Source organism: Pantoea sp. Cy-639, from assembly GCF_011752525.1.
Taxonomy (GTDB): Bacteria; Pseudomonadota; Gammaproteobacteria; order Pseudomonadales; family Pseudomonadaceae; genus Aquipseudomonas.
The window spans coordinates 448,834-469,083 of sequence record NZ_VWXI01000001.1 but is presented as its reverse complement, the minus strand read 5'-3'; the positions used below and the strand labels follow the sequence as shown (position 1 = coordinate 469,083).

General features: G+C 64.4%; 16 protein-coding genes and 1 pseudogene. 1 reads left to right on the top strand and 16 read right to left on the bottom strand.

Annotated features, from left to right (window positions below; all coding sequences use genetic code 11):
* The first annotated feature begins 207 nt into the window (after positions 1–207).
* Entirely contained in the window at positions 208–420 is a 213-nt protein-coding gene (locus tag F3J43_RS02170) for a hypothetical protein (protein ID WP_166883167.1), read from the top strand.
* Here the strand turns inward: F3J43_RS02170 and trhP are convergent.
* From trhP to F3J43_RS02090, 16 genes and pseudogenes are all read right to left on the bottom strand, one after another.
* Positions 417–1,739, bottom strand: a complete 1,323-nt coding sequence (trhP, locus tag F3J43_RS02165; RefSeq protein WP_166883166.1) for a prephenate-dependent tRNA uridine(34) hydroxylase TrhP — start codon at positions 1,737–1,739, stop codon at positions 417–419. The genes F3J43_RS02170 and trhP overlap by 4 nt on opposite strands.
* 187 nt (positions 1,740–1,926) lie before the next feature.
* The gene (locus tag F3J43_RS02160; RefSeq protein ID WP_166883165.1) at positions 1,927–3,978 is read right to left on the bottom strand and encodes a TonB-dependent receptor family protein; all 2,052 of its coding nucleotides are present in this window, start codon (positions 3,976–3,978) and stop codon (positions 1,927–1,929) included.
* 141 nt (positions 3,979–4,119) lie between these two features.
* Complete coding sequence (nuoN, locus tag F3J43_RS02155) at positions 4,120–5,589, bottom strand: NADH-quinone oxidoreductase subunit NuoN (protein WP_166883164.1); 1,470 nt, start codon at positions 5,587–5,589, stop codon at positions 4,120–4,122.
* Between the two features lie 7 nt (positions 5,590–5,596).
* Positions 5,597–7,129 carry an NADH-quinone oxidoreductase subunit M gene (gene nuoM / locus F3J43_RS02150; RefSeq protein ID WP_166883163.1) on the bottom strand — a complete coding sequence of 511 codons (1,533 nt, stop codon included), beginning with the start codon at positions 7,127–7,129 and terminating at the stop codon, positions 5,597–5,599.
* 49 nt (positions 7,130–7,178) lie between these two features.
* Positions 7,179–9,032: an NADH-quinone oxidoreductase subunit L gene (gene nuoL, locus F3J43_RS02145; protein ID WP_166883162.1), complete on the bottom strand. Its 1,854-nt coding sequence runs from the start codon at positions 9,030–9,032 to the stop codon at positions 7,179–7,181.
* Positions 9,029–9,337 carry an NADH-quinone oxidoreductase subunit NuoK gene (gene nuoK / locus F3J43_RS02140; protein ID WP_008096201.1) on the bottom strand — a complete coding sequence of 103 codons (309 nt, stop codon included), beginning with the start codon at positions 9,335–9,337 and terminating at the stop codon, positions 9,029–9,031. Before nuoK ends, nuoL begins: the two co-directional genes overlap by 4 nt.
* A 15-nt stretch (positions 9,338–9,352) precedes the next feature.
* Positions 9,353–9,841, bottom strand: a pseudogene (gene nuoJ / locus F3J43_RS02135) (NADH-quinone oxidoreductase subunit J); the annotation flags it as partial.
* 10 nt (positions 9,842–9,851) lie between these two features.
* Positions 9,852–10,400 carry an NADH-quinone oxidoreductase subunit NuoI gene (gene nuoI / locus F3J43_RS02130; protein WP_003251442.1) on the bottom strand — a complete coding sequence of 183 codons (549 nt, stop codon included), beginning with the start codon at positions 10,398–10,400 and terminating at the stop codon, positions 9,852–9,854.
* A gap of 11 nt (positions 10,401–10,411) precedes the next feature.
* Positions 10,412–11,419 carry an NADH-quinone oxidoreductase subunit NuoH gene (gene nuoH, locus F3J43_RS02125; RefSeq protein ID WP_166883160.1) on the bottom strand — a complete coding sequence of 336 codons (1,008 nt, stop codon included), beginning with the start codon at positions 11,417–11,419 and terminating at the stop codon, positions 10,412–10,414.
* Complete coding sequence (gene nuoG / locus F3J43_RS02120) at positions 11,416–14,130, bottom strand: NADH-quinone oxidoreductase subunit NuoG (RefSeq protein WP_166883159.1); 2,715 nt, start codon at positions 14,128–14,130, stop codon at positions 11,416–11,418. Before nuoG ends, nuoH begins: the two co-directional genes overlap by 4 nt.
* Before the next feature lie 132 nt (positions 14,131–14,262).
* Positions 14,263–15,624 carry an NADH-quinone oxidoreductase subunit NuoF gene (gene nuoF / locus F3J43_RS02115; RefSeq protein ID WP_166883158.1) on the bottom strand — a complete coding sequence of 454 codons (1,362 nt, stop codon included), beginning with the start codon at positions 15,622–15,624 and terminating at the stop codon, positions 14,263–14,265.
* The gene (gene nuoE / locus F3J43_RS02110; RefSeq protein WP_012313767.1) at positions 15,621–16,118 is read right to left on the bottom strand and encodes an NADH-quinone oxidoreductase subunit NuoE; all 498 of its coding nucleotides are present in this window, start codon (positions 16,116–16,118) and stop codon (positions 15,621–15,623) included. Before nuoE ends, nuoF begins: the two co-directional genes overlap by 4 nt.
* A gap of 2 nt (positions 16,119–16,120) precedes the next feature.
* A complete protein-coding gene (nuoC, locus tag F3J43_RS02105) occupies positions 16,121–17,902 on the bottom strand; it encodes an NADH-quinone oxidoreductase subunit C/D (protein WP_166883157.1) in 1,782 nt (593 codons plus the stop codon).
* Positions 17,903–17,981: 79 nt separating this feature from the next.
* Positions 17,982–18,659 (bottom strand): NuoB/complex I 20 kDa subunit family protein, encoded by a 678-nt coding sequence (locus tag F3J43_RS02100; protein ID WP_166883156.1) that lies wholly within the window; start codon positions 18,657–18,659, stop codon positions 17,982–17,984.
* A gap of 9 nt (positions 18,660–18,668) precedes the next feature.
* Positions 18,669–19,082 (bottom strand): NADH-quinone oxidoreductase subunit A, encoded by a 414-nt coding sequence (locus tag F3J43_RS02095; protein ID WP_043209159.1) that lies wholly within the window; start codon positions 19,080–19,082, stop codon positions 18,669–18,671.
* Between the two features lie 381 nt (positions 19,083–19,463).
* Complete coding sequence (locus F3J43_RS02090) at positions 19,464–20,126, bottom strand: lysoplasmalogenase (RefSeq protein WP_166883155.1); 663 nt, start codon at positions 20,124–20,126, stop codon at positions 19,464–19,466.
* Positions 20,127–20,250 lie beyond the last annotated feature (124 nt).

Here is a 20,250-nt window from a genome sequence, read left to right as displayed (position 1 = left end):
TCAGTCACCTGAGCTGTGGATTACAGATTCGTCAGCCACGCTGTGCTCGGCAAGTATTCCCCATGCCCGCACGGTGGTAGGGGCGATAGGGTGTAGGACCCTTCGCTAATCGCCGGATACTCATGAATATGTCGTCGCTGGTTTCACTGCCTCAGTCCGAGGGTAACCTGATCGGCCTGGGCTCGCAGTTTTCCTTGGCGGAGCGCAATGACCTGTTGGACCTTCTGGCGCATGCCGAAGGTTTCGCCAGCCGTCTCGTCGATCGCCAGGTGGATTGGAAGGCACGACATCGTGGTGTGGAACGTCGGCACGGCCTATCGCTTCGACCGCGCGCGGTTCGCCACCTTTCGCGAGTCGATCCAGAGAGATCTGCTCGCCTGGTCGCGCAGCGCGCTGCAAGAGCTGCCGCTTGGCCGCTAGGCGTCGGGCAGGTCACGCATCAACAGGCCATAGGCCAGCGGCACCTGCTCCGGGATGGGCAGGTAAACGGTATGGCCATCGCCCGGCGCGACGTGCGCGGCCTGTTGGTGGCTGTCGTTCATGCGTTCGAGGTCGAAATGGTAGTTGCCGCGAGGGGTCATCAATTCCAGGTGGTCGCCCACGGCAAAGCGGTTCTTCACCTTCACTTCGGCCAGGCCCTCGACGCGCACGCCCGTCAGCTCGCCTACGAACTGCTGACGCTCGGACACCGAGTTGCCGCGCTGGTAGTTCTGGTACTCATCGTGTACGTGGCGCCGCAGGAAGCCTTCGGTATAGCCGCGTTGGGCGAGGGATTCGAGGTTGGTCATCAGGCTGCGGTCGAACGGGCGCCCGGCCACGGCGTCGTCGATGGCCTGGCGGTACGATTGCACCGCGCGGGCGCAGTAGAAGTGCGACTTGGTGCGGCCTTCGATCTTCAGCGAGTGCACGCCCATGTGGGTCAGCCGCTCGACGTGCTGGATGGCGCGCAGGTCCTTGGCATTCATGATGTAGGTGCCGTGCTCGTCCTCGAAGGCCGGCATCTGCTCGCCCGGGCGGTTGCTTTCCTGAAGCAGGAACACCTGCTCGGTAGGCGTACCGAGGCCCAGGGTCGGTTCGACCTCGTGGACGATATCGCCCGTGGCATTCTCGGTGGCCGGGGTGGCGTCGTACTTCCAGCGGCAGGCGTTGGTGCAGGTACCCTGGTTGGCATCGCGCTTGTTCAGGTAACCGGACAACAGGCAGCGGCCGGAGTAGGCCATGCACAGTGCGCCATGCACGAACACTTCCAGCTCCATCTCCGGCACCTGCTGGCGGATCTCCTCGATTTCTTCCAGCGACAGCTCCCGGGACAGGATCACCCGCGACAGGCCCAGCCCCTGCCAGAACCGCACGGCGGCCCAGTTCACCGTGTTGGCCTGCACCGAGAGGTGGATGGACATGTGCGGGAAGTGCTGGCGTACCAGCATGATCAGCCCCGGGTCGGACATGATCAGCGCATCCGGCCCCATGTCGATGACGGGGGCCAGGTCCTTGAGGAAAGTCTTGAGCTTGGCGTTGTGCGGGGCGATGTTGACCACCACGTAGAAGCGCTTGCCCAGGGCATGGGCCTCCTGGATGCCGAGCGCCAGGTTGGCGTGGTCGAACTCGTTGTTGCGCACCCGCAGGCTGTAGCGCGGCTGGCCGGCATAGACCGCGTCGGCGCCGTAGGCGAAGGCGTAGCGCATGGTCTTCAGGGTGCCGGCGGGGGCGAGCAGTTCGGGCTTGGCGGGTGGGGTCATGGGGGCGCACCAGGGACAAAAGGCGCGAATGCTAAGGCGACGGCGCTGCGGCGGTATTGACCTGGGTCAACGGCACTTTTGCCGTTATGGCGCGCACTAAAGCGTTGAGCCTCTGAGGAATGCCCATGAACGAGGCCCTGACTGCGCTGCTGGTGACCAAGGCGGGTATTCAGTGCAGGCCGTTGGCCTAGCGGAAGCTGTAAGAAACTCCCAGATAAGCTGCGAAACCTTCCCCCGGCGTCGAACGGGCGACATCCTTGCCACCATCGTCATACCCCGGCGTCACCGTCGCCGCATAGCGCTGGTTGGTCAGGTTGCGCAGGTCCAGCCAGGTCTGCCAGTCACGTTTCGGCGAGTCCCAGCCCAGCCGCGCGCCGAGCAGAGCGTAGGCGTCAGCGTGGCTGCTGTTGGCGTAGTCCACTTGCACCTTGGAGGCCATCTGCGTATTCACGCCGGCGTAGAACCCCGCCGGCCAGTCGTAACGCAACTCGGCCTGGTAGTAATGCATGGGGATGCCGGGCAGGCGGTTGTCGCCAAACTTGTCGTCGTCACGGTAGTGGAAGTCGCTGAAGGTATAGGCCTGGCGCAGGCTCAGCTTGCCGGTACCGGGTTGTTCCCAGAGCGTGCTGTCGAGGCCCGCTTCGACGCCCTGGTGTACCGTGGGGCTGGCGTTGAACTCCTTGAACGGCAAGCCTTGCACGATTTCCACGTTCAGCAGTTCGTGGCGTACCTGCGCGTAGTACCAGGCCAGGTCCCAATGCCCCAGCGCCGAATCGCCGCGCGCGCCTAGTTCCAGGGTGGTGGCGGTCTGGTTCTGCATCTTCATGGGCTGGTTGTTGACCGGCGCACTCCAGACCAAGGACCACGGATGCGGCGGCTCCACCGAGCGGCTGAGGTTGCCGTATACCTGCAGGTCCGGGCGAATGTCGTAGCGCAGGCCCACTCGTGGGGCATAGTCCCAGTCGTGCTGGCTGACCTTGCCGCCGCTGGCCGGGTAAGTGACGTCGCTCTCGCGGCGGGTGTAGATCATCGCCAGGCCAGTGGTCAGCCACAGGTTGGGGATCAGCTCCAGGTCATTGCCCATGTGCAGCACGCTGTCCGAGCCTTGGTACGTGAAGTCGCGCGTGCGGGCGCCGAAGTTGTCTCCACCGGAGCGGGCGAACTGCGAGGCGCCGCTGTTGGGCAGATGCTTGGTGGTACGCCAGCCGACGGTGGTCTTGCTGTCGTGGCCGAACAGGGTGTCGCGACGCATATAGTTGAGCATGCCGCTGACGTCGGAGTAGGCGACCTTCAGGCGCATCGGGCCTTCGCGCAGGTCCATCGGGTAGTCGTGGTAGACCAACCCAGCCTCCAGGCGCGACTCGTCGTCGAGGAAGAAGGTGGTCTTGTTGCCGACCCAGGTGCTGCCAGGCTGTGGACGGCTGTCGTCGCGGGCCAGGTAGGCCGGATTGGCGGCCCGTGGATGGTGCTTGATCTGCTCCTTGGTCAAACGCCCGGCCAGGTCGTTCTCGGTCTCCCGGTAGCGCAGGTAGAAGCGCGTTTCCAGGTTGGGGTTGAAGCGATAGCCGACGTTGGCGGCGATGCCCTTGGCGCTGCCGCTGCTGTGCTGCTGGTAGCCGTCGTATTCGGCATCGGTCAGCGCCACGTAGTAGTCGAGGTCGCCCAGCACCTGGCCAGAGCTGATGTGGCGGCGCTGGTAACCGCGGCTGCCGGCCTCGTAGCGCACCTGCAGCGGCGCGGCATCGTAGCCGGTGTGGGTCACGTAGTTGATCGCGCCGCCCAAGGCCAGGGAGCCCTGGTCGAAACCGTTGGCACCGCGCAGCACTTCGGCGCGGCTCAGCCACAGTGGCTCGAACAACTCGTAGGGCGTGCCGCCGGGGCCGGTCAGCGGCAGGCCGTCGAACATCGTGTACACCCCTGAGCCGTGGGCACCGGGCGCACGGTTGATGCCCGAGCCCCGGATCGACAGCTTGATGCCGTCGTTGCCGGCCGACTGGGCGAACACCCCCGGCTGGTAGGCCAGCACATCCTGGTTGCTGGCCAGCCGGCCCTGGCCGACCTTGTCCATGTCCACCAGGTTGCTGGCACCGGGGATCTCGTGCAGGTGTTCGGCGGCGCCCTCGAGTTCGGACTGTGCCTGGCCCTGGACCAACACCTGGTCGAGCTCGACCTGATTGGCGGCCTGGGCGGTACCGGCAACGAACAGCGCCAGCAGGGAGTAGGGGAGGGTGGGACGCATGGGGACGGGGTTCCAGATCGAGTGCGGGAGTCTGACGCTGCAAAGGGCAGACGAAGCACACCGGCCGATCTGTAATCGCCATTGCGGGGCGCAAAAAAAACACCCCGCCGAGGCGGGGTGTCTTTTACATCACTGCACTGATCAGCCGATCAGTTGCAGGCCAGCCTGCTGCACCATCTCCAGCAGCGGCTGCGGGTAGACACCGAGCACGAAAGCGAGGATGGCGATGGCCAGCAGCATCACGCCGCCAGTGCGCTGTTCCCACTTCAGTGGAGCGTCGTGGCGACGCAGGTTCGGCTCGACCAGGTACAGGGTGACCATGACGCGCAGGTAGTAGTACACGCCGATGGCGCTGCCGATCACCAGGGCGCCGACCAGCCACCACAGGTGCGACTCGACGCCGGTGGCGATGATGTAGAACTTGCCGATGAAGCCCGCGGTCAGCGGGATACCGGCCAGCGACAGCATCATGACGGTCAGTACCGCGGTCAGGTACGGACGGCGCCAGAACAGGCCGCGGTACTCGTACAGGGCGTCGGCGTCACGGCCGGCGTACGGCGAGGACATCAGGGTGATCACGCCGAAGGCGCCGAGGCTGGTGATCACGTAGGTGACCAGGTACACGCCCATGGCCTCCAGGGCCAGGCCCTTGCTGGCGACCAGGGCGATGACCAGGTAGCCGAAGTGGGCGATGGACGAGTAACCGAGCAGACGCTTGAGGTTGCTCTGGGTCAGCGCCAGCAGGTTGCCGATCAGGATCGAGGCGACCGCGATCACGGCCAGCACGGTGCTCAGCACGCCGCTGCTGGCAGCAGGGGAGAGCATGAACAGGCGCACGACCACGGCGAACACCGCGACCTTGCTGGCAGTGGCCAGGAACGCGGCGACCGGTGCCGGGGCGCCTTCGTACACGTCCGGGGTCCACAGGTGGAACGGTACCAGCGACAGCTTGAAGGCCAGGCCGACCAGCATCATGCCCAGGCCCAGCTGGGCCAGCAGGCTCGGCATGCTGGTGCTGGCCAGGGCCTTGCCGATCTGGTCGAAGGCCAGGCTGCCGGCATCGGCGTACAGCAGGGCCATGCCGAACAGCAGGAAGGCGGAACCGGCGGCCGACAGCACCATGTACTTGATGCCGGCTTCCAGCGAGCGCTTGTTGAAGAAGGCGTACGCCACCAGGCCATAGACCGGCACCGACAGCAGTTCCAGGCCGATGAACAGGCCGGCCAGGTGGTTGGCGCTGACCAGCACCAGGCCACCGAGGGCCGACATCAGCAGCAGCAGGTACAGCTCTTCACGGTTGCCCGGATAGCCCTTGGAGCCTTCGCCGAGGTAGGCGTGGGCGAGGGTGACGCAGGCCAGCGTCGCCACCAGGATGATCGCCATGTACAGGCAGGCGAACTTGTCGATGGTGACCAGCGAGGTCACCGCCAGCGGCGCGACCTTCAGCGCCGGCAGGATCGACAGCAGGGCCAGGTTCAGGCCCACGGTGGACAGCAGGAAGGTCTGCGAGTGGTTGCGCTTCCAGGCGATCGCCAGCATCACCACCACCGTGGTGAGGGTGGTGATCAGCATCGGCGCCAATGCGATGAAGTGTTGAGTGGTGAATTCCATAGCGCTCTTACCGGGCCGAAGCGAGTTGAGTGAATGCGGAACCGAGCCACTGCTGCACACCGCTCATGGTGGCGGCAGAAGTGTCGAGGAACGGCTGCGGATACACGCCCAGCAGGATCAGCAGGCCGGCCAGGCCCAGCACCATGATCAGCTCGCGACCGTCCATGCCGGCCAGCACGGTATCGGCCTTGGCCGGACCGAAGTAGGCACGGTGGATCATGATCAGCGAGTAGACCGAACCGAACACCAGGCCGGTGGTGGCGATCACGGTGATCCATGGCACGTGGGCGAAGCTGCCGATCAGGATCAGGAACTCGCCGACGAAGTTGCCGGTACCCGGCAGGCCCAGCGAGGCGGCGGCGAAGAACAGGCTGATGGCCGGCAGATACGCGATGCGGTGCCACAGGCCGCCCATCTGACGCATGTCACGGGTGTGCAGGCGCTCGTACAGCTGGCCGGACAGGATGAACAGCGCGGCGGCCGACAGGCCGTGGGCCAGCATCTGGATCACCGCGCCTTGCAGGGCCTGCTGGCTGCCGGAGTAGATGCCGATCAGCACGAAGCCCATGTGCGAGACGCTGGAGAAGGCGATCAGGCGCTTGATGTCGGTCTGCGCGAAGGCCAGGAAGGCGCCGTAGAAGATGCCGATCAGGCCCAGGGTCATGGCGATCGGCGCGAACTCGGCCGAGGCGTTCGGGAACAGCGGCAGGGCGAAGCGCAGCAGGCCGTAGGCCGCGGTCTTGAGCAGGATGCCGGCGAGGTCGACGGAGCCTGCGGTCGGTGCCTGGGCGTGGGCGTCAGGCAGCCAGGAGTGGAACGGCACCACCGGCAGTTTCACCGCGAAGGCGATGAAGAAGCCCAGCATCAGGATGTACTCGACGCCGGCCGGCAGCTGGGCCTTGAGCAGGTCGCTGTAGTTGAAGGTGATCACGCCGGTGTTGTTGTAGTTGACCAGCACCAGGCCGAGGATCGCCACCAGCATGATCAGGCCGCTGGCCTGGGTGAAGATGAAGAACTTGGTCGCCGCGTAGATCCGGGTCTTCTTGCCGTCAGCCGAACTGTGACCCCAGAGCGCGATGAGGAAGTACATCGGCACCAGCATCATTTCCCAGAAGAAGAAGAACAGGAACAGGTCCAGGGCCAGGAACACCCCGACCACGCCGCCGAGAATCCACATCAGGTTGAGGTGGAAGAAGCCGACGTGGCGCTGGATCTCTTTCCACGAGCACAGCACCGACAGCACGCCGAGCAGGCCGGTGAGCAGGATCATCAGCAGCGACAGGCCGTCGAGGGCCAGGTGGATGCTGATACCGAAGCGCTTGATCCACTCGACTTTGTATTCGAGCGCCCAGGCAGGTTCGGCGCCCGGGGTCGGGGCCAGCGTGTAGTTACCGGTCGCCCACAGCCACAGGCCGATGCCGAGCAGCAGGGACATGGTCAGCAGCGCGATCCAGCGCGGCAGGGTGGCGCCGAAGCGCTCGCCCAGCCAGCACAGGAAGCCGCCGATGAAGGGGATCAGGATCAGCCAAGGCAAAATCATGACGGGTTCGTTTCCTTTCGCAGAGTCGCAAGGTTCGCAAAGTTCATGGTCATACCGCCGCTACTACCACGGCACCGAGTACCAGAACGGCACCGACGGCGATCGAGGCGGTGTACCAGCGCAGCTGGCCAGTCTCGGTCTTGCTCATGGCGACGTGACCGCCGCGAGCCAGGCGAGGAATGAGGCCAATGCTGCGGTCGACCGGATCCTTGCGCAGGATGTGGCTGATCAGCAGGTAAGGTTTGACGAACAGCTTGTCGTAGATCCAGTCGAAGCCCCAGGCGGCGAACCACCAGGCCGACAGGACGCGACCGATGCTGCTGTTGGCGATGGCGCTGACGAAACGGCGCTTGCCCAGGAACAGCAGGGCCGACAGCAGGATACCGGCGACGGCGATGGCGCCCGAGGCGATTTCCAGCGAGTGCTTGGCTTCGCCACCGGCATGGCCGGCGCTCTCAGGCAGCACGCCTGCCAGCGGCGGGTGGATCCAGGCGCCGATGAAGGTCGACAGCACGATCAGCACGCCCAGCGGCAGCCAGTGGCTGATGCCGTGGCCGGCATGGGCTTCGGTCTTCGCTTCGCCGTGGAAGGCGATGAAGATCAGGCGGAAGGTGTACAGCGAGGTCATGAACGCGCCGACCAGGCCGGCGTACAGCAGGCCGGTGTTGCCGCTGGCGAAGGCTTCCCAGAGGATCTCGTCCTTGGAGTAGAAGCCCACGGTCAGGATCGGCAGGGCGGCCAGGGCAGCGCCACCGACCACGAAGCTGGCATAGGCCAGCGGCAGCTTCTTCCACAGGCCGCCCATCTTGAAGATGTTCTGCTCGTGGTGGCAGGCAACGATCACCGCACCCGAGGCAAGGAACAGCAGGGCCTTGAAGAAGGCGTGGGTCATCAGGTGGAAGATCGCCGCGTCCCAGGCACCCACGCCCAGGGCCAGGAACATGTAGCCGATCTGGCTCATGGTCGAGTAGGCGAGGATACGCTTGATGTCGGTCTGTACCAGCGCGGCGAAGCCGGCCAGGACCAGGGTCACGCCACCGACGACACCGACCAGGTGGAGGATGTCCGGGGCCAGCAGGAACAGACCGTTGGTACGGGCGATCAGGTACACGCCCGCGGTCACCATGGTCGCCGCGTGGATCAGCGCCGAGACCGGAGTCGGGCCGGCCATCGCGTCGGCCAGCCAGGTCTGCAGCGGCAGCTGCGCCGACTTACCGACCGCGCCACCCAGCAGCATCAGGGTCGCCAGCACCATCCAGGTGTCGCCGGCCTTGAACTTCTGCGGTGCCAGCACCAGCAGTTCCTGCACGTTCAGGGTGCCCAGCTGGGCGAACAGGATGAACAGGCCGATGGCCATGAACACGTCGCCGATGCGGGTGACGATGAAGGCCTTGAGTGCTGCGTTACCGTTGTTGCGGTTGCTGTAGTAGAAACCGATCAACAGGTACGAGCACAGGCCCACGCCTTCCCAGCCGAAGTAGATGAACAGCAGGTTATCGCCGAGGATCAGGAACAGCATGCTGGCGATGAACAGGTTGGTGTACGAGAAGAAGCGCGAGTAGCCGGCTTCGCCACGCATGTACCAGGAGGCGAACAGGTGGATCAGGAAGCCGACGCCGGTGACCACGCCGAGCATGGTCACCGACAGGCCGTCCAGGTACAGGGTGAAGTTCGGCGCGAAGCCGTCCACCGACATCCACTGCCACAGCAACTGGCTGTACGCGCCACCTTCAGGCGGGGCGACGTTGAACTGCCAGATCACGTAGGCGGCCACGGCCGCCGAGAGGCCCACCGAGCCGACGCCGATCAGCGCGGACAGATTCTCCGAGAACCGCCCGCGGGAGAACGACAGCAGCAGGAAGCCGATCAGGGGAAAGACGAAAGTCAGGAAGAGAAGGTTCATCCGCGCATCTCACTGGCAGCATCGATGTCGAGAGTGTGGAAGCGGCGATACAGCTGCAGCAGGATCGCCAGGCCAATGCTGGCCTCGGCGGCTGCCAGGCTGATCACCAGAATGAACATCACCTGGCCGTCGGGCTGGACCCAACGGGCACCGGCGACGATGAACGCCAGTGCGGAGGCGTTCATCATGACTTCCAGGCTCATGAGCACGAAGAGGATGTTGCGGCGGACCATCAGCCCGACCAGACCTAAGCAGAACAGGATGCCGGCGACTGCCAGACCATGCTCGAGAGGGATAGCACCCATGATTTACTCCTTCGCCTCGTTGCGGCCCAGGTGGAAGGCGGTGACGGCGGCCGCGAGCAGCAGCATCGACGCCAGTTCGACCACCAGCAAGTACGGCCCGAACAGGCTGATGCCCACTTCTTTCGGGCTGACGGTGGTACCGCTGATGGCTGCGCCACTCGGGGTGACGAACAGCACGTACAGCAGCTCCAGCAGCAGCAGGGCGGCGAGGATCACCGGCCCGGCCCAGATGCCCGGCTTGAGCCAGCCACGCTCCTGGGCGACCGAAGCCGGCCCGAGGTTGAGCATCATCACCACGAAGACGAACAGCACCATGATGGCGCCGGCGTAGGCGATCACTTCCAGGGCGCCGGCGAACGGCGCACCGAGGGAGAAGAAGATCATCGCCACGGAAATCAGCGAAATGATCAGGTAGAGCAGGGCGTGCACGGGGTTGGTGCCGGTCACCACTCGAAGAGTGGAGACCACGGCGATCCCGGATGCGAAGTAGAAAGCGAATTCCATCTTTCTGTCCTTATGGGAGCAAGCTCTTCACGTTGATCGGCTCGGCTTCGTTCTGCGCAGAGCCCTTCGGCTTGCCAGCGATGGCCATACCCGCAACACGGTAGAAGTTGTAGTCAGGGTTCTTGCCGGGGCCGGAGATCAGCAGATCTTCTTTCTCGTACACCAGGTCCTGACGCTTGAACTCGGCCATTTCGAAATCCGGAGTCAGCTGGATCGCGGTGGTCGGGCACGCCTCTTCACACAGGCCGCAGAAGATGCAGCGCGAGAAGTTGATGCGGAAGAACTCGGGGTACCAACGGCCGTCCTCGGTCTCGGCCTTCTGCAGCGAGATGCAGCCGACCGGGCAGGCCACCGCGCAGAGGTTGCACGCCACGCAGCGCTCCTCGCCGTCGGGGTCGCGGGTGAGGACGATGCGGCCGCGGTAGCGCGGCGGCAGGTATACGGGTTCTTCGGGGTACTGCAGGGTGTCGCGCTTGCGGAACCCGTGGGAGAACACCATGGCCAGGCTGCGCAGCTGTGTGCCGGTGCCCTTAACGATGTCGCCGATATACTTGAACATGGGTCAAATCCTCACTGGGCCGCGACGGCTGGCGTGTTGTAGAGCACGATCGCAGCGGTCACCAGCAAATTGATCAGGGTCAGCGGCAGGCAGAACTTCCAGCTGAAGTCCATCACCTGGTCATAGCGTGGGCGCGGGATCGAGGCGCGCAGCAGGATGAACAGCATGATGAAGAACGCGGTCTTCAGGGCGAACCACAGGAACGACAGTTGCGGCAGGATGCCGAACGGACCGTGCCAGCCGCCGAAGAACAGAGTGACCAGCAGCGCCGAGATGAGGATGATGCCGATGTACTCGCCGACGAAGAACATGCCCCATTTCATGCCGGCATATTCGATGTGGTAGCCGTCGGCCAGTTCCTGTTCCGCTTCTGGCTGGTCGAACGGGTGACGGTGGGTCACGGCGACGCCAGCGATGAAGAAGGTGCAGAAGCCGAAGAACTGCGGAATGATGAACCACAGGTTGTTGGCCTGGTATTCAACGATGTCGCGCATGTTGAACGAACCCACCTGCACCACCACGCCCATCAGCGCCAGGCCCAGGAACACTTCGTACGACACGGTCTGCGCCGAGGCCCGCAGGCTGCCGAGCAGGGCGTACTTGTTGTTCGACGACCAGCCGGCGAACAGCACGGCGTAGACCGACAGACCGGCCATGGCGAAGAAGAACAGCAGGCCGATGTTCAGGTCGGCGACGCCCCACAGCGGGGTGATCGGAATCACGCAGAAGGCGATCAGCAGGGCGCTCATGGCCACCACCGGTGCCAGGGTGAAGATCATGCGATCGACGAAGGGCGGGTTCCAGTCTTCCTTGAAGAACATCTTCAGCATGTCGGCGGCGATCTGGAACATGCCGTACGGGCCGACGCGGTTCGGGCCATAGCGGTCCTGCCACCAGCCCAGCAGACGACGTTCGACGAAGCTGAGCAGCGCGCCGCAGACCACCACCGCCAGCAGGACGACGATGGCCCGGACCACGGTGAGGATCACATCGATCACTTCGGGGGTGAACCAGCTCATTGTGCTGCCTCCTGCAGACCTTCGACGGATGCACCGAAGATGGCGGGCGGAATGCCGGCCAGGCCTTTGGGCAACGCAACCAGGCCAGCGCCCAGTTCTTCATTGATACGCAGCGGCAGACGCAGCGAAACACCGGCGACGTTCAGGCTCAGCAGCGCGCCTTCGTTGACGCCCAGGCGGTCGGCCTCGGACTTGGCCAGGGCCACGTAGGCGGCCGGGATGCGCTCCTGCACCGGGGCGGCGCGCGAGGAACTCTCTTCGCTGCCGAACAGGTGGAAGAACGGTACTGCGGTCCAGGTGCCACGGGCCGGGTTGAACGCGCCCGGAATGGCGTTGAACCAGTGCAGGCGGTCGCCTTGCGATTCGATCAGGCGCACGCCCGGATCACCGGCACGCAGGTGGCCGCCGACTTCGTCCTGGAACTTGTTCCAGGCCTGCGGCGAGTTCCAGCCCGGCGACCAGGCGAACGGTACCTGCTGGCGCGGTTCGGCCGAGCCCGAGTAGCCTTCCATGGAGAAGGCGAACGCGGTGTCCTTGTCCTGCGGGGTACGGGGTTCGTGCACGCTGATGTTGGCGCGCATGGCGGTACGGCCGGAGTAGCGCAGCGGTTCGCGGGCCAGTTTCATGCCCTTGATGCGGAACGCGGCGCTTGGCGCGGCGTTGACGATGCCGGCCAGTTGCGGGGCGGCTTCGGCGCAGGCGCTGGTGACGTGGTCGAGCTGGGTCCAGTCCACCGGCTTGTTCAGCAGGGTCGCACGCAGGGCGTGCATCCAGCGCCAGCCTTCGTGAACCAGGATGCCGCTGTCCAGGTATTGCGGGTCGAACACCTGGAAGAAGCGCTGGGCACGGCCTTCCTGGCTGACCAGGGTGCCGTCGCCTTCGGCGAACGAAGCAGCCGGCAGCACCAGGTGGGCTCGGTCGCTGGTCGCGGTCTTGGAGTGGTCGGCGACGATCACCACCTTGGCGGCGGCCAGGGCGGCATCGACCTTGGCGGCCGGCACGCGGGTATACAGGTCGTTTTCCAGCACGACGATGGCGTCGGCCTTGCCGCTGATCACCGCGTCCAGCGCGGCATCGACGGACTCGCCGCCGAGCATGGCCATGCCGAGGCTGTTGGCCTCAGGAACGACCAGGCTCAACGAACCGTTCTTCTCGCGCAGCTTGAGGGCCTTGGCGATGTTGGCGGCGGCTTCGATCAGCGCCGGGTCGGTGAGCGAGGTACCGGCGACCACCAGCGGGCGGTTGGCGGCGACCAGGGCATCGGCGATGCGCTGGGCCAGGGCCTTGGCTTCGGCGTCCAGGCCTTCGACGGCCGGGGCGCTCGGATCGATGGCGTGAGCCACGGCGAAACCGATGCGGGCCAGGTCAGCCGGGGCGGCGTGCACGCACTCTTCGGCGACGTCGTCCAGCTTGGTCTCGGCCAGCGAGGCGATGAACAGCGGGTACAGCGCGTGCTGGCCGATGTTCTTCACCGCAGCGTCCAGCCAAGGCTGTACGCGCATGGCGTCGGCCATGGCCTCGGCCTTGCCCTTGGTGGCCTGGCGCACGGCCAGGGCGACGCGGGCAGCGGTCTGGGTCAGGTCTTCACCGAGGACGAATACGGCGTCGTGGTCTTCGATATCGCGCAGGGTAGGGACCGGCAGCGGGCTGTTGTTCAGCACGTCCAGAACCAGGCGCACGCGGGCCAGCTCACCGGCTTCCATGCCCGAGTAGAAGTACTCGGCACCGACCAGTTCGCGCAGGCCGTAGTTGCTCTCGAGGCTGGCGCGCGGCGAGCCGATACCGACGATGGTACGGCCGCGCAGCAGGTCGGCGGCCTTGTCCAGGGCGGCGTCCAGGCCCAGCTTGGTGCCATCGGCCAGCAGTGGCTGGCGTGGGCGGTCCTTGCGGTTGACGTAGCCATAGCCGAAGCGGCCACGGTCGCACAGGAAGTACTGGTTCACCGAGCCGTTGAAGCGGTTCTCGATGCGGCGCAGCTCGCCGTAGCGCTCGCCCGGGCTGATGTTGCAGCCGCTGGAGCAGCCGTGGCAGATGCTCGGGGCGAACTGCATGTCCCACTTGCGGTTGTAGCGCTCGGAGTGGGTCTTGTCGGTGAACACACCGGTCGGGCAGACCTCGGTGAGGTTGCCGGAGAACTCGCTTTCCAGCACGCCGTCTTCGACGCGGCCGAAGTACACGTTGTCATGGGCGCCGTACACGCCCAGGTCGGTACCGCCGGCGTAGTCCTTGTAGTAGCGCACGCAGCGGTAGCAGGCGATGCAGCGGTTCATCTCGTGGGCGATGAACGGGCCGAGGTCCTGGTTCTGGTGGGTACGCTTGGTGAAACGGTAGCGGCGCTCGTTGTGGCCGGTCATTACCGTCATGTCCTGCAGGTGGCAGTGACCGCCTTCCTCGCACACCGGGCAGTCGTGCGGGTGGTTGGTCATCAGCCATTCGACGACGCTGGCGCGAAACGCCTTGGACTCGTCATCGTCGATGGAGATCCAGGTGCCGTCGGAGGCCGGGGTCATGCAGGACATGACGATACGACCACGGGTGTCGTTCTCGTCGGTGTACTGCTTGACCGCGCACTGCCGGCAGGCACCGACGCTACCGAGCGCCGGGTGCCAGCAGAAATAGGGGATGTCGAGGCCGAGCGACAGACAGGCCTGTAACAGGTTGTCCGCACCGTTGACTTCGAGCGCTTTGCCGTCTACGTGGATAGTGGCCATGGTTCAAAGTTCTTCGTTGGCCCGCGTGAGCGGGCGTGGCTAATGGAAATCGGTGGGCCTGCGGCACGCCACGCGTCATGCGGGCCGGCCGGCAGGCTGGCGGGTGGCACGGACCACCCGCGGTCTATCTTGTTATGCGCCTACCACAATCGGTTTCGCCAGGTTCGGGCGCAGGGTGTCGGCGCTTTCGGGCGCGACACCGGCCTCGAACTCCGAACGGAAGTACTTGATGGCACTGCCCAGCGGCTCAACGGCACCTGGTGCGTGAGCACAGAAGGTACGGCCTGGGCCGAGGAAGTTGACCAGACCCAGCAGGGTCTCGATGTCTTCGGCGCGGCCCTGGCCTTTCTCCAGGGCGCGGAGCATCTTCACGCTCCACGGCAGGCCGTCACGGCACGGTGTGCACCAGCCGCACGACTCGCGGGCGAAGAACTCTTCCATGTTGCGCAGCAGCGAAACCATGTTGACGCTGTCGTCCACCGCCATGGCCAGGCCGGTACCCATGCGGGTGCCGACCTTGGCGATGCCGCCGGCGTACATCTGCGCATCGAGGTGCTCGGGCAGCAGGAAGCCGGTGCCGGCGCCGCCTGGCTGCCAGCACTTGAGCTTGAAGCCGTCGCGCATGCCACCGGCGTAGTCTTCGAACAGCTCGCGGGCGGTGACGCCGAACGGCAGTTCCCACAGGCCAGGATTCTTCACCTTGCCGGAGAAGCCCATCAGCTTGGTGCCGTGGTCTTCGCTGCCTTCACGGGCCAGCGACTTGTACCAGTCGTTGCCGTTGGCGACGATGGCCGGCACGTTGCACAGGGTCTCGACGTTGTTCACGCAGGTCGGCTTGCCCCACACGCCGACGGCGGCAGGGAAGGGCGGCTTGGAGCGTGGGTTGGCGCGGCGGCCTTCCAGCGAGTTGATCAGCGCGGTTTCTTCACCGCAGATATAGCGCCCGGCACCGGTGTGCACGAACAGCTCGAAATCGAAACCGCTGCCCAGGATGTTCTTGCCCAGCAGGCCGGCGGCCTTGGCTTCGTCAATGGCGCGGTTGAGGTTCTTCGCCGCGGTGGTGTACTCGCCGCGCAGGAAGATGTAGCCACGGTAGGCCTTCAGGGCGCGGGCGCTGATCAGCATGCCCTCGACCAGCAGATGGGGCTGTTGCTCCATCAGCATGCGGTCCTTCCAGGTGTTGGGCTCCATTTCATCCGCGTTGCACAGCAGGTAGCGGATGTTCATGGACTCGTCCTTGGGCATCAGGCCCCACTTCACGCCAGTGGGGAAGCCCGCGCCGCCACGGCCCTTGAGGCCGGAGTCCTTGACGTTCTGGACGATGTCGTCGGCGGACATGTCGGCCAGCGCCTTGCGCGCGGCGGCATAACCGTTCTTCGACTGGTACTCGGCCAGCCAGACCGGCTCGCCGTCGTCACGCAGGCGCCAGGTCAGCGGGTGGGTTTCGGCCGTGCGCGCGATGCGGTTGGCCGGGCCGAAGGAAGTGATGGTCATACGTAACCCTCCAGCAGTTTGGAGACGCCAGCCGGCTGCACGTCACCGAAGGTGTCGTCGTCGATCATCAGCGCCGGGGCCTTGTCGCAGTTGCCCAGGCAGCACACCGGCAGCAGGGTGAAGCGCCCGTCGGCAGTGGTCTGGCCGAGGCCGATGCCCAGCTCGCTCTGGATCTGGCTGACCACGGACTCGTGGCCGCCGATGTAGCAGACCATGCTGTCGCACACGCGGATGATGTGGCGGCCGACCGGCTGGCGGAAGATCTGGCTATAGAAGGTGGCCACGCCCTCGACGTCGCTGGCGGGGATGCCCAGCACTTCGCCGATGGCGTAGATGGCGCCGTCCGGCACCCAGCCACGTTCCTTCTGGACGATCTTCAGGGCTTCGATGGACGCCGCGCGCGGGTCCTCGTAGTGGTGCATCTCGTGCTCGATGGCCGAGCGCTCGGTCTCGCTCAGGGCGAAACGGTCGGTTTGGATAAGCGTGCTGTTCATGCTTAGCGGTCCACGTCAGCCATAACGAAGTCGATACTGCCCAGGTACGCGATGAGGTCCGCGACCATGCTGCCTTTGATCACCGAAGGGATCTGCTGCAGGTGCGGGTAGCTCGGGGTACGGATCCGGGTGCGGTAGCTCATGGTGCCGCCATCGCTCGTCAGGTAGTAACTGTTGATGCCCTTGGTCGCCTCGATCATCTGGAACGACTCGTTGGCCGGCATGACCGGGCCCCACGAGACTTGCAGGAAGTGGGTGATCAGGGTCTCGATGTGCTGCAGGGTGCGCTCTTTCGGCGGCGGCGTGGTCAGCGGGTGGTCCGCCTTGTACGGGCCTTCCGGCATGTTGCGCAGGCACTGGTCGATGATGCGGATACTCTGGCGCATCTCCTCGACGCGGACCATGCAGCGATCGTAGGCATCGCCGTTGTGGGCCAGCGGTACTTCGAACTCGAAGTTCTCGTAGCCGGAGTAGGGGCGGGCCTTGCGCAGGTCGAAGTCGCAACCGGTGGCACGCAGGCCGGCGCCGGTGGTACCCCACTCCAGGGCTTCCTTGGTGTTGTATGCGGCGACGCCGATGGTACGACCCTTGAGGATGCTGTTCTGCAGGGCCGCCTTGGTGTACTCGTCGAGGCGCTTGGGCAGCCATTCGACGAAGTCCTTGACCAGCTTGTCCCAGCCGCGTGGCAGGTCGTGGGCGACGCCACCGATGCGGTACCAGGCCGGGTGCAGGCGGAAACCGGTGATCGCCTCGATCACGGTGTAGGCGCGCTGGCGGTCGGTGAAGGTGAAGAACACCGGGGTCATGGCGCCGACGTCCTGGATGTAGGTCCCCAGGAACAGCAGGTGGCTGGTGATGCGGAAGAACTCGGCCAGCATGATGCGGATCACGTCGACCTTCTGCGGCACCTGGATGCCGGCCAGCTTCTCGACCGCGAGCACGTACGGCAGGTTGTTCATCACCCCGCCGAGGTAGTCGATACGGTCGGTGTAGGGAATGAAGCTGTGCCAGGACTGGCGCTCGGCCATCTTCTCGGCACCACGGTGGTGGTAGCCGATGTCCGGGACGCAGTCGACGATCTCTTCGCCGTCCAGTTGCAGGACGATACGGAAGGCACCGTGGGCCGAAGGGTGGTTGGGGCCGAGGTTGAGGAACATGTAGTCCTCGTTGGCGCCCTGACGTTTCATGCCCCAGGCTTCCGGGTTGAAACGCGCCGACTCCTCTTCAAGCTGCTGCTTGGCCAGGGTCAGGCTGTAGGGATCGAACTCGGTGGCGCGGGCCGGGTAGTCCTTGCGCAGCGGGTGACCTTCCCAGGTCGGCGGCATCATGATGCGGCTCAGGTGCGGGTGGCCGGCGAAGTCGATGCCGAACATGTCCCAGACCTCACGCTCGTACCAGTTGGCGTTTGGCCAGATACCGGTCACGCTCGGCAGGTTCAGGTCGCCCTCGCTGAGCGACACCTTGATCATCACATCGCTGTTACGTTCGATCGACAGCAGGTGGTAGAACACGCTGAAGTCGGCGGCCGGCAGGCCGCGGCGCTGGGTGCGCAGGCGCTCGTCGACGCCGTGCAGGTCGTACAGCATGCTGTATGGCTTGGCGACACCGCGCAGGAAACTGAGCACTTCCTTGAGCTGGGCGCGCTTGACCCACAGCACGGGCATGCCGGTGCGGGTTTCCTGGGCGACGAATGCGTCGGCGCCAAAACGGTTGTGCAGTTCGACGACCACATCCTGGTCGTCAGCCTTGTAGGGCGGAATGAAAATAGCGTTGTCCGCTGTCATGGTCTCGGTCGCTTTGGGTCAGCGTTAAGAATGAAGCCAGGCCGCCGGCTCCTTGGGGAGCGGGCGGCAGGTCGCTGGATCAGACTTCGTCGGGGCTGCGCAGGTTGGTTACCGCAATGCGCTGTTCGCGACGCAGGTCTTTCTGGGCGGGCATCTCGGCACGGTAGATGCCTTGATCGCCAACAACCCAGGAAAGCGGGCGTCGCTCTTGGCCGATCGACTCCTGCAGCAGCATCAAGCCTTGCAGGAAAGCCTCAGGGCGTGGCGGGCAGCCAGGCACGTAGACGTCCACGGGGAGGAACTTGTCGACCCCCTGAACGACCGAGTAGATGTCGTACATGCCACCGGAGTTGGCGCACGAGCCCATGGAGATGACCCACTTCGGCTCGAGCATCTGCTCGTACAGGCGCTGGATGATCGGCGCCATTTTGACGAAGCAGGTACCGGCGACGACCATGAAGTCGGCCTGACGCGGCGAGGCCCGGATGACTTCGGCGCCGAAGCGGGCGATGTCGTGGGGTGCCGTGAAGGCCGTGGTCATTTCCACGTAGCAGCAGGAAAGGCCGAAGTTGTACGGCCAGAGGGAGTTCTTGCGACCCCAGTTGACCGCGCCACGCAGGACATCTTCGAGCTTGCCCATGAAGATGTTCTTGTGGACCTGGTCTTCCAGCAGTTGATCGGTGACGGTTTCCCGTTCACCGACCGGATACTGCTCGTTGGGTGCGTCCGGATCGATTCTGGTGAGATTGTATTGCATGCCAAAGCCTCATTGTTTCAGCTTCGCTTGCCGCTTGCGGCGACCTTCGGGAGCCCAATCGAGCGCCCCGACGCGCCATAGGTAGACAAGACCAGCCAACAGAATTGCAATGAAAACGAGTGCTTCGACGAATCCGGTCCAGCCACTTTCGCGGACGGACACAGACCATGCATACAGGAAGAGGGCTTCGATATCGAAGATCACGAACAGCATCGCGACCAGATAGAATTTGGCGGAGAGGCGCAGGCGGGCGCTGCCCACGGGCAGCATGCCGGATTCGAAGGGTTCGTTCTTGGCGCGACCCCAGGCCTTGCTACCGAGCAGGCTGGACAGGCCGAGCATGAAGGCACACAGGCCGACGACACCCAGGAGGAAGATGGCAAAGCCCCAGTTGTGGGCGATGAGACCTACCGAATCGGACATGCTTGAAATCCTTATACAGAGACCCAGCTCTGCAATCTGAAAAATGTAGAGCGGCGACGTGGTGTCGCAGACGCAGTGACCAAATGTCGCAGCTGAATCAATCGCGCTGATTTTATGGGTAAACCTGGTGCAAGTAAAATTTCCGTTGCAAATTTATTCGTAGGTTTAAGAACAAAAATCTTTCGTAACTGGCTGAAACCCTTGAGTTTCGGGCATTGCGTGCGGTTTTGTTAATTATGTTTCTTGCATGGCGTAATGGCGGGCTAGTTGTGTAATGATAATTAATATCATTTAACTTGAGCTGTACTGATTTAGCCTTTCTGGGCCTTGCAAAGTTCATTGGCCAGCCGCACCCCCTTGCCAATTGAAAAAATGCTCGTTCTAGCAGCTATTGGCACCTCGCGCACCGCTCTGGATCAATACTTTATCGATTGAGCCGCGAGTCGCCGACGCGGCAATCAGCCATTGGCCAAGCCAGTAGGCGAGGATGATCAGGTACTCGGCGGCGGCAAACGGGCTGACGAAGCGGTTGATGCCGATCAGGCTGTCGGAGAACACGAAGGCGCAGGCGCCCAGGGCTGCGAGCCCGCCGCAGGCGAGGGCGCGCCAGAGCATCGCGCCGATGGCCAGGGCATACAGCGCCACGGGGAGCAGCAGTGGACCGAGGTCGTGGCTGGCGAGCAGGCCGAACAATGCCCCACCGATAAGAAGGGCGAATGCCAGGGCAGGGTAGGCCGGGTGCCGCGTGAGGTTGCAGTAGCCGCGCAGGTAGGCCAGGTGGGCGCAGAGGAATGCGGCCAGGCCGAACACGAACAGCTCGCGCGGGATTGCCAGCAGAATGTCGCCGAGTACCGAAAAGCCCAGGCCGATCATGATCCAGCGGCGATAGAGCGTATCGGGGGAGGTGCTCAGCCAGGCAATCAGGGCGAGCACTGGAATGGGTTTGGCCAGCAGGCCGAGCAGAGCGTTGTCACTGACCAGTGCATATAGATAGCAGGCTGCGGCTGCGACGGCGATGGTGAGCAGGTGGCCGGGGCGGGGCATGGGCAGTCCTTGCTATGGGGTAGCCACAAGCTTAGACCTGATCCTGGGTTTTGCTGGCGGCGGGCTCCCGCAGGAGGTCGGGGCTGGCCTGAAAATGAACAAGGCCCGGGATCCTCGCGGATCC

What these genes read in the sequence shown, in the direction of transcription:
- F3J43_RS02170 (WP_166883167.1), top strand. Translation starts at nt 208, where the DNA reads ATGACCTGTTGGACCTTCTGGCGCATGCCGAAGGTTTCGCCAGCCGTC.
- trhP (WP_166883166.1), bottom strand. Translation starts at nt 1,739, where the DNA reads ATGACCCCACCCGCCAAGCCCGAACTGCTCGCCCCCGCCGGCACCCTG.
- F3J43_RS02160 (WP_166883165.1), bottom strand. Translation starts at nt 3,978, where the DNA reads ATGCGTCCCACCCTCCCCTACTCCCTGCTGGCGCTGTTCGTTGCCGGT.
- nuoN (WP_166883164.1), bottom strand. Translation starts at nt 5,589, where the DNA reads ATGGAATTCACCACTCAACACTTCATCGCATTGGCGCCGATGCTGATC.
- nuoM (WP_166883163.1), bottom strand. Translation starts at nt 7,129, where the DNA reads ATGATTTTGCCTTGGCTGATCCTGATCCCCTTCATCGGCGGCTTCCTG.
- nuoL (WP_166883162.1), bottom strand. Translation starts at nt 9,032, where the DNA reads ATGAACCTTCTCTTCCTGACTTTCGTCTTTCCCCTGATCGGCTTCCTG.
- nuoK (WP_008096201.1), bottom strand. Translation starts at nt 9,337, where the DNA reads ATGGGTGCTATCCCTCTCGAGCATGGTCTGGCAGTCGCCGGCATCCTG.
- nuoI (WP_003251442.1), bottom strand. Translation starts at nt 10,400, where the DNA reads ATGTTCAAGTATATCGGCGACATCGTTAAGGGCACCGGCACACAGCTG.
- nuoH (WP_166883160.1), bottom strand. Translation starts at nt 11,419, where the DNA reads ATGAGCTGGTTCACCCCCGAAGTGATCGATGTGATCCTCACCGTGGTC.
- nuoG (WP_166883159.1), bottom strand. Translation starts at nt 14,130, where the DNA reads ATGGCCACTATCCACGTAGACGGCAAAGCGCTCGAAGTCAACGGTGCG.
- nuoF (WP_166883158.1), bottom strand. Translation starts at nt 15,624, where the DNA reads ATGACCATCACTTCCTTCGGCCCGGCCAACCGCATCGCGCGCACGGCC.
- nuoE (WP_012313767.1), bottom strand. Translation starts at nt 16,118, where the DNA reads ATGAACAGCACGCTTATCCAAACCGACCGTTTCGCCCTGAGCGAGACC.
- nuoC (WP_166883157.1), bottom strand. Translation starts at nt 17,902, where the DNA reads ATGACAGCGGACAACGCTATTTTCATTCCGCCCTACAAGGCTGACGAC.
- F3J43_RS02100 (WP_166883156.1), bottom strand. Translation starts at nt 18,659, where the DNA reads ATGCAATACAATCTCACCAGAATCGATCCGGACGCACCCAACGAGCAG.
- F3J43_RS02095 (WP_043209159.1), bottom strand. Translation starts at nt 19,082, where the DNA reads ATGTCCGATTCGGTAGGTCTCATCGCCCACAACTGGGGCTTTGCCATC.
- F3J43_RS02090 (WP_166883155.1), bottom strand. Translation starts at nt 20,126, where the DNA reads ATGCCCCGCCCCGGCCACCTGCTCACCATCGCCGTCGCAGCCGCAGCC.